Annotated in this window: 5 protein-coding genes and 1 pseudogene; all 6 read left to right on the top strand. The window is 68.6% G+C overall.

What is annotated here, in order from left to right:
* The first annotated feature begins 987 nt into the window (after nucleotides 1-987).
* The 6 genes and pseudogenes from ACFCZF_RS05840 to ACFCZF_RS05815 all read left to right on the top strand — a co-directional run bounded on the left by ACFCZF_RS05840 (nucleotide 988) and on the right by ACFCZF_RS05815 (nucleotide 7,182).
* Entirely contained in the window at nucleotides 988-1,944 is a 957-nt protein-coding gene (locus ACFCZF_RS05840; protein ID WP_376670590.1) for an XRE family transcriptional regulator, read from the top strand.
* A gap of 27 nt (nucleotides 1,945-1,971) precedes the next feature.
* Nucleotides 1,972-2,277, top strand: a complete 306-nt coding sequence (locus ACFCZF_RS05835; RefSeq protein ID WP_376670589.1) for a hypothetical protein — start codon at nucleotides 1,972-1,974, stop codon at nucleotides 2,275-2,277.
* Nucleotides 2,262-2,810 carry a GNAT family N-acetyltransferase gene (locus ACFCZF_RS05830; RefSeq protein WP_376670588.1) on the top strand — a complete coding sequence of 183 codons (549 nt, stop codon included), beginning with the start codon at nucleotides 2,262-2,264 and terminating at the stop codon, nucleotides 2,808-2,810. The genes ACFCZF_RS05835 and ACFCZF_RS05830 overlap by 16 nt, the downstream gene beginning before the upstream one ends.
* Nucleotides 2,811-2,898: 88 nt before the next feature.
* Complete coding sequence (locus ACFCZF_RS05825; protein ID WP_376670587.1) at nucleotides 2,899-3,084, top strand: CBS domain-containing protein; 186 nt, start codon at nucleotides 2,899-2,901, stop codon at nucleotides 3,082-3,084.
* A gap of 62 nt (nucleotides 3,085-3,146) precedes the next feature.
* Nucleotides 3,147-3,482: an ANTAR domain-containing protein gene (locus ACFCZF_RS05820; protein WP_376670586.1), complete on the top strand. Its 336-nt coding sequence runs from the start codon at nucleotides 3,147-3,149 to the stop codon at nucleotides 3,480-3,482.
* 317 nt (nucleotides 3,483-3,799) lie between these two features.
* A pseudogene (locus tag ACFCZF_RS05815) lies at nucleotides 3,800-7,182 on the top strand (RHS repeat-associated core domain-containing protein).
* Nucleotides 7,183-7,225: the final 43 nt, after the last annotated feature.

Here is a 7,225-nt window from a genome sequence, read left to right as displayed (position 1 = left end):
CAACGCCAGACGGCCTCATTGACCACGAGGTGACGGACGCGTCGATCGTTGCCCATCGAGCCAGCGTAGATCGTTGGCCTGGACGAAAGGCATCTTCTCTTCACACGAGGCGGTCACCCCCATCGTGATCATTTGTCAGACACGGCCTAGCGGGGATGATCCGGCCATGTCGGCCCGAGAGTTGGCCATCTCCCAGTAGGGCCCGCGCGAGCGGGGATGATTCCTCCTCCAGCTCCGAATGAACGCGGCAGTTGTCGTAGAGCCCGCGCTAGCGGGGATGACTCGTCGGACCACGCCAAGATCCGCGTCTACGTCGCGTTGAGCCCGCGCTAGCGGGAGTGACGTATCGTCGGTTGGCCCAGGTACAGCACACGCGAGCGCCGTCGGCGTGGGGGCGTGTGAAGACCATCTCGCTACCTTCAGGAAGAAACAGCAGGTCACAACCGTCTTCGTATTGTGATTCTCAGTGAACTGAACAGGCGATTCTCAGGTGCCTGCGTCAACAGTTCTCATATTGCGTCTGCAGTAGTCACATGACGCCCCAACAACTAGCGGGCGATGGACATCTCTCAGATGACATCGGAATGAGAATCGCCTGTGGCACGGAAGTGAGAGTCAGCAGCCCGCGAGCCGCAGCGAACGCGCGCCCCTCCGCCTCGGCGCGGTCGGCCGCGAGCGTAGGGGTCAGCTTGCTCCGCTCCGCACACACGTACAGCACGGCCGCAGCAGGGGCCGGGACGGCTGACGCGGCGGTCTCTTCCTGTGACGTTCCTGCACTGGTCATCGCTGCCTCAGCAGGTGGATCGGGTCGGCGCCCCGCCGCGCTCGCACGGGGGGAACGAGGCGCGGCGGGGCCGTACACGACACCTAACCGTCCGTCACCGCCCGGGGTGCATGACGAAGTCGGCCGGACCTGCCACGGGCCGACCGACGAATTGGCTCTTCCGTTACCTGCCGTCATCCGGGCGCACGCCCTACCGTGCTGTCGTGGCGGAGACCAGAAACGAACCCTTAGCCGCCTGGTTGAAGAAGCACCAGACGGCGACGGAGGAGCTTGCCGAAGCGGTCAACAAGGCCATCGGCGCCTTCACCGGCCGGGACGGCACGACGTCAGAGCGCACGGTGTACCGCTGGCTGTCCGGTGAGAACCGGTGGCCGCAGGGACGCCAGCGCCGGGGCCTGGAGATCGTCACCGGCCTGCCCGCCACGGCTCTAGGGTTCGTGCCCCGGGGGAAGTCCAAGTCCGTTCCACCAGCACTACCGGAGGACCCTGACGTGCGCCGTCGCCAGTTCTTCGGCGCATCCGCCGGCACCGCGGCCGCCGCCGTCATACCCCTCGCCTCTCCGGTCTCCGCCCGGCCCTCGCGGGTCGGCACCTCCGATGTGATCCGGTTACGCGACGACGTCGAGCGCCTGGTCGCCCTCGACGCCGAACGCGGCGGCCACGGCCTGGAGCAGGCCGCCCTCGACGGGGCCGCCGAGGCGCTGAGACTGCAGAAGCAGTCCACCACCCAGCGCGTGCGACAACGGCTGTTCGCGCTCGCCTCCGACTTCACCGCGACGGCCGCATGGTCCCTGATCGACGCCGGACGGCTCGACGGTGCCGGCCGCCACCTGGACCGGGCGCTCACGCTCGCGGGCCTCGCTCAGGACTCCGAGATGGCCATGCAGGTGTGGAACCTGCGGGCGATGCTCGCCCGGCAGCGCCGCGACTACCCCGAGGCAGTGGCGTCCTCCCAGGCCGCCCAGGCGACGGCTATCGCCCGGCGCAGCCCGCTGCACGCCTCCCTCGCCTACGCCCGTACCGCTGCCGGTCTCGCGCACAACGGCGAGAACCGCGCTGCGCTGAGCTGCCTCGGTCGGGCCGAGGATGCTCTGGCGAAGGGCGACCTGACACAACCGCGGGCCACCTGGATCGCCTTCTACGGGCCTGCGGAGCTGTAGTCGCTGACCGCGATTGTGCGGGACGTCGTGGGCCACCCGGCCCAGGCGGAAGCCGCATCCCACCGGGCGCTCGCCGCGCTGCCGGAGACCTACCGGCGCAACCGCGCCCACACCACGGCCCGGCTCGCTCTCGCGCAGTTGCACCAGGACGACGTCGAGCAGGCGTGCGCCACCAGCGGCCAGGTCTTCGAGATCATGGCGGGCACGCCGCTGCCCGGACGGATGCGGCTGCTCCTCGGTGACTTCCAGCGTGACCTGATCGCCCGTGCTCCCTCCGCGCACATCGCGCATGAGTGGATGGACCGCTACCGGACCGAATGGAGCAGCTCTTGACCACCACAGCCGTTGAACTCCGCCGCTTCGGCCACGAGGACCTGCCGGTCATCCGGCAGACCCTGTTGGACGTACACGCGGACGCCTACGCCGACGAGATGGACGACGAGTTCAACCAGCGCTTCCCCTGGTTCGTGGACCACTGGGGCGGCCATCCCGGGTTCGCCTGCGTCATCGGCTACGACGGCGACGAACCGGTCGGGTTCGCGTACGGCGCCCCGGCGACCGCGGGCAGGGAGTGGTGGCGCGAGCACCTGAGCGAGCCGCCGGCGGACGACTCCACTTTCTCGGTGTCGGAGCTGATGGTGCGCCCGACCTGGCGCAAGACCGGGACCGCCGAGCGGCTGCACGCCGCACTCCTCGAGGACAGGCCCGAGGCCCTGGCGGTGCTCCTCGTGGACCCCGACCACCCGAAGGTCGAGGCGCTGTACGAGTCGTGGGGCTACCGGAAGATCGGCAACCGGCAGCCGTTCCCCGACTCCCCGAACTTCTCGGTGATGCTGCGCGACCTGCGCGTGCCGACCGCTCCCTAAACCCTGGGCACAGCGAAGCCCCCGGCGGCACCGGCGGCTTCTTCGTTGCTGTTCAGCAGCCGTTGGCCCCCTCGGGTCCAACAGGTCTATGGCCGTCGCCCCGGACGACGACGTCGACCGGGCGGTGCAGCTGATGCGGTCCAAGGCGCTGCGTCGCCTGCCGGTCGTCGACAACGGCCGACCGGTCGGCATCGTCGCCCTCGGCGACCTGGCCGTCGAACGCGGCCCGGCCCCCGCCCTGGGCGGTATCAGCGCTGCCGACCCCAACGCGTAACGGCCGCCAAGGGTGGCACGGCCAACAGGCCTACCGGACCATGGCCGGGTAGGCGGACAGCTGTGAGACCCAACCGCGCCAGCGACGATGCAGACCCCGCCGGGGAAAGGCGCGCGGAGCTGGAGCGGCTGCGTGCGGAGAACGCGCAGTGGCGCCAGGCCCTGGCGTCCCGGCCGGTGATCGACCAGGCGCGCGGCATGATCATGGCGATCGGCCGCTGCACACCCGAGGAAGCCTGGGAGGTTCTGGTGGGCGTCTCCCAGCACAGCAACACCAAGCTGCACACCGTGGCCCGGCATCTGGTGGACACCACCGTCGGCCCCCGCCGGCCCCCGCCGATGCGCCAGGTGCTGGGCCGGATGCTGCGCGCCCGCCACCACAGGCCGGGCACGCCATAGGGCTGCGGTGCCGAAGGATTCCGGTCATCTCTGCGACGCACAGTGCCGGTAGATGCGGCTATACCGCCCATCTTCTGAGACCAAAAATCCCGGAAAGCTCCGTTTGTGCTCGGCAAACGGCTGGGCTGATTCCGGCCTGCGTGGAAAGTCAGTTCGAGGGGACGCTGCGCCGGTTTGTGTGCTTCTTGTGACAGCTTGTGCGTCTCTGGTGACCGCTGGGGTTGCCGGGCCTGACTTCCTGTGGGGGGAAGCTGATGCATTCGCGTGCTGGAAGCACGCCGTTTCGGCGTGCCCGGAGATCCTCGCGTTACGGGCTTATAGCGGCCCTGGCGGCGCTGTCACTGGTCGCCCCGGTGGCCCCGGTGTTCGCCGGGCCGACACCCGAGCCGGCGGATCCGGGCCCGACGTCGGCGTGGGGCAAGAAGACCGACTTCGAGGTCCCTCCGGTCAAGGCCGGCAAGACGAAGCCGGTACCCGGTGAGGCGGAGGCCGAACCGACCAAGGAGCAGGCCGCGTGGCGGGCCGAGCAGAAGGAACGTGCACGTACCGGTGAGATCCCGCAGCCGCCGAAGGGCTCGTTGCGGTCGGCGGCGGCCGACGCCGCTCCGACGGTGTACGTCCCGGAGGACCAGGGCGCGGTGCCCTGGCACCAGATCTCGGACTTCCGGATCACCGACTCGCTGGTAGCAAGGATCAACCTCTCCACCGGCAACCTCATGCTTGCCGCGACCGACTTCGAGATCGCCGGCGTAGGCAAGACGCTGCGCCTGGCGCGGACGTACAACTCCTTCGACGCGCCCTGGGGCAAGGTGTCCCAGCGGTGGTGGCAGGAGTACGAGCGCTACCTCCAGCTCTTCTCTGGTGAGGTCGTCCTCTACGACGCCACCGGCGCCACCGTCCGCTACACCGAGAACGCCGACGGCACCTTCACCACGCCCAAGGGCTACTCCAAGGACCTGAAGAAGAACGCGGACAGCACCTACACCCTGACCGACCGCAAGTCCGGCTCCAAGGACACCTACAACGAGCACGGCACGCTGACCAAAGTCACCGACAAGAACAACGGCACCATCACGATCGACCAGCACGACGAGGGCACGGAGCACAAGGGCTTCAAGCTCACCGAGACCCGCTCAGGCCGCTGGATCGACCTGGTCAAGACTGACGCCAGCCAGTGGCAGGCAAAGGACCACACCGGCCGCACCGCCGTCTTTGGCCTCAACCCGGCCGGCGACCTGGCCAAGACCACCGACACCGACGGCAAGTCCACCGTCTTTGACTACGACTCCTCCCGCCGCCTGACGAAGATCACCACCCCGGAGGGGCGGGTCACGGTCTTCACCTACGACGATGAGAACCGCGTCCGCTCCATGCTGCGCGCCACCGAGTTCGACGCCGCGGCCGGGCACACCGGCCCCACCTACACCTACGCCTACTCCAACGCCGACCCGTCGGCGGCCGGGACGACGACGGCCACCGACCCCGAGCAGCACGCGACGAAGTACGAGCACAACGCGGACGGCGGCGTCGCCAAGGTCACTGACGCACTCGGGCACACACGGAAGCGGACCTTCGACGCCAACCACAACATCGACACCGCCGAGGACGCCATGGGCGTCGGCGGCGGCGCGGGCAACGTCACCGCCTACGGCTGGGACGGACGCAACAACCCCACCTCCGCCGAACTGCCCACCGGAGCCACCGCGTCCTTGACCGGGTATCAGACCATCGCCGGCGCGGACCTGCCGAAGTCGTTCACCAGCGCCGACGGCGAGAAGACCGACTACACCTACGACACCGCCGGCAACACCAAATCCGTGGCCGTCACGGGCACCGGAGGCGGCAAGCGCTCCTTCGACTACAACCCGGCAACCCCGGCCTGCGATGGCTTCGAAGGCCAGACCTGCAAGGTCACCACCACCATGTCGGACACCAAGTCGGTGTCCACCTCGTTCGACTACGACGCCAAGGGCAACCTGTCCAAGGTGGACCCGCCCGCCCCGCTGGGCGACACCACCTACACCTACGACGCGCTCGGCCGCCCCGAAACGGTCACCGACGGCCGTGGGATCAAGACAGTGTACGAGTACGACAACCGCGACCGGGTCGTGCTGGTCTCCTCGACCAACGCCACGGTGCGCTACCACTATGACGGCGACGGCAACCTGCGCCAGCGCGACGACAGCACCGGGGTCACGAAGTACGAGTTCGACCCGCTGTCCAGGGAGACGGTCCGCACACTGCAGAACGGCTCGCAGACCAAGCTCACCTACACCCCGGCCGGCAACGTCGACACCTACCAGGACCCGGCCGGCGTCACCGACTACACCTGGAACGAGGTCAACAAGCTCACCGAGCTGAAGGACCCGACCGGTAAGACCACCACGTACAAGTACGACGCCAACGACTTCCGCACCACGACCACCTACCCGGGCGGCACCGTCCAGACGGTGACACCGGACAAGTCCAGCCGCCCGGAGAAGATCAAGGCGACCTCGCCGAAGGGCACCCTGGTGGACCTCGCATACTGGTACTCGAACGCGGGCACGGACGGCGCCAAGATCCGCACCCGCACCGACGCGGTCACCGGCCTGAAGACCACCTTCACCTACGACAGCGCCGGCCGCTTCTCCTACGCCAAGGAGGAGAAGGGCACCACGCTCAATGCCTCCTGGCAGTACTGCTACGACCAGGCCGGCAACCTCACCAGCCAGGGCGTCGACCCCAGTTGCCCGCGCGGCACCACTTACACGGTCAACGACGCCCAGCAGGTCACCGCCAAAAACGGCTCCTCCGCCAACTGGTCCTACGACAAGGTCGGCAACGAGACCGCGGGCGCCTCGACGCCCGAGGGCACCCGCACCGGCGAGACCTGGTCCGACTACAGCCAGATGACGTCGATCACCGTCGGCGGCAAGACCTACGCCGGGCAGTACGGTTCGACCGACCAGAGCGAGCGCATCAAGCTCGGCGACACCTTCTTCCACAACGGCCCGATCGGCCTGGCCGCCAAGACCACGGCAGGCGTGGACATGGGATTCAACCGGGAACCCGGGGCACGCTGAACTCCATGACGACCGGGGGCAAGTCGTACTACTACCTCACCGACGCGCTCGGCTCCGTCATCGCGCTCGCCGACGAGACCGGTGCCAAGGTCAACACGTATGCCTACAGCCCCCGCGGCGTGCAGCGCACCACCACCGAGAAGGTCCCCCAGCCCTACCGGTTCGCCGGCGGCTACCAGGACCCCACCGGCCTGTACCACTACGCGGCCCGCTACTACGACCCCAACATCGGCCGCTTCACCAGCCCCGACCCCTCCGGCCAGGAGAAGAACCCCTACCTCTACGCCGAAGGCGACCCCGTCAACCGCATCGACCCCAGCGGCCTGGCCGCCTGGCAGATCGGAGGAGAGGCCTGCTTCTGGGTGTGTGTCGGAGGCGGCTACGCGGAAGACGACCAGGGCGAAGGAGGCGGGTTCTTCAACATCGGAGTCGGATCTCCCGGCGTTTCCGGCGGCTATGAGGAAAGCACCGGCGACGCCAGCGCCGGACCTTCTGCCTACGGCAAGTGCCAGGCCGCATTCGGCAGCGTCGGCTTCCAGATCGCGCAGGGAGGCTCATTCGCCGGGACGGGCGGCGTAGGCGGCCCGAGAGCGTCCACTCCCAAGTGCTCGGGCGGGCTGCAAGTCCAGTTCTGATCGCAACGCGCCGGGGGTGGCTGTTCGCCGCCCCCGGCCCTCA

It is taken from the genome of Streptomyces sp. NPDC056296 (genome assembly GCF_042268605.1).
In the GTDB taxonomy this organism is placed as follows: Bacteria; Actinomycetota; Actinomycetes; order Streptomycetales; family Streptomycetaceae; genus Streptomyces.
Note: the sequence above shows the minus strand (reverse complement) of the source record. Positions and strands in the feature narration are given on the sequence as shown.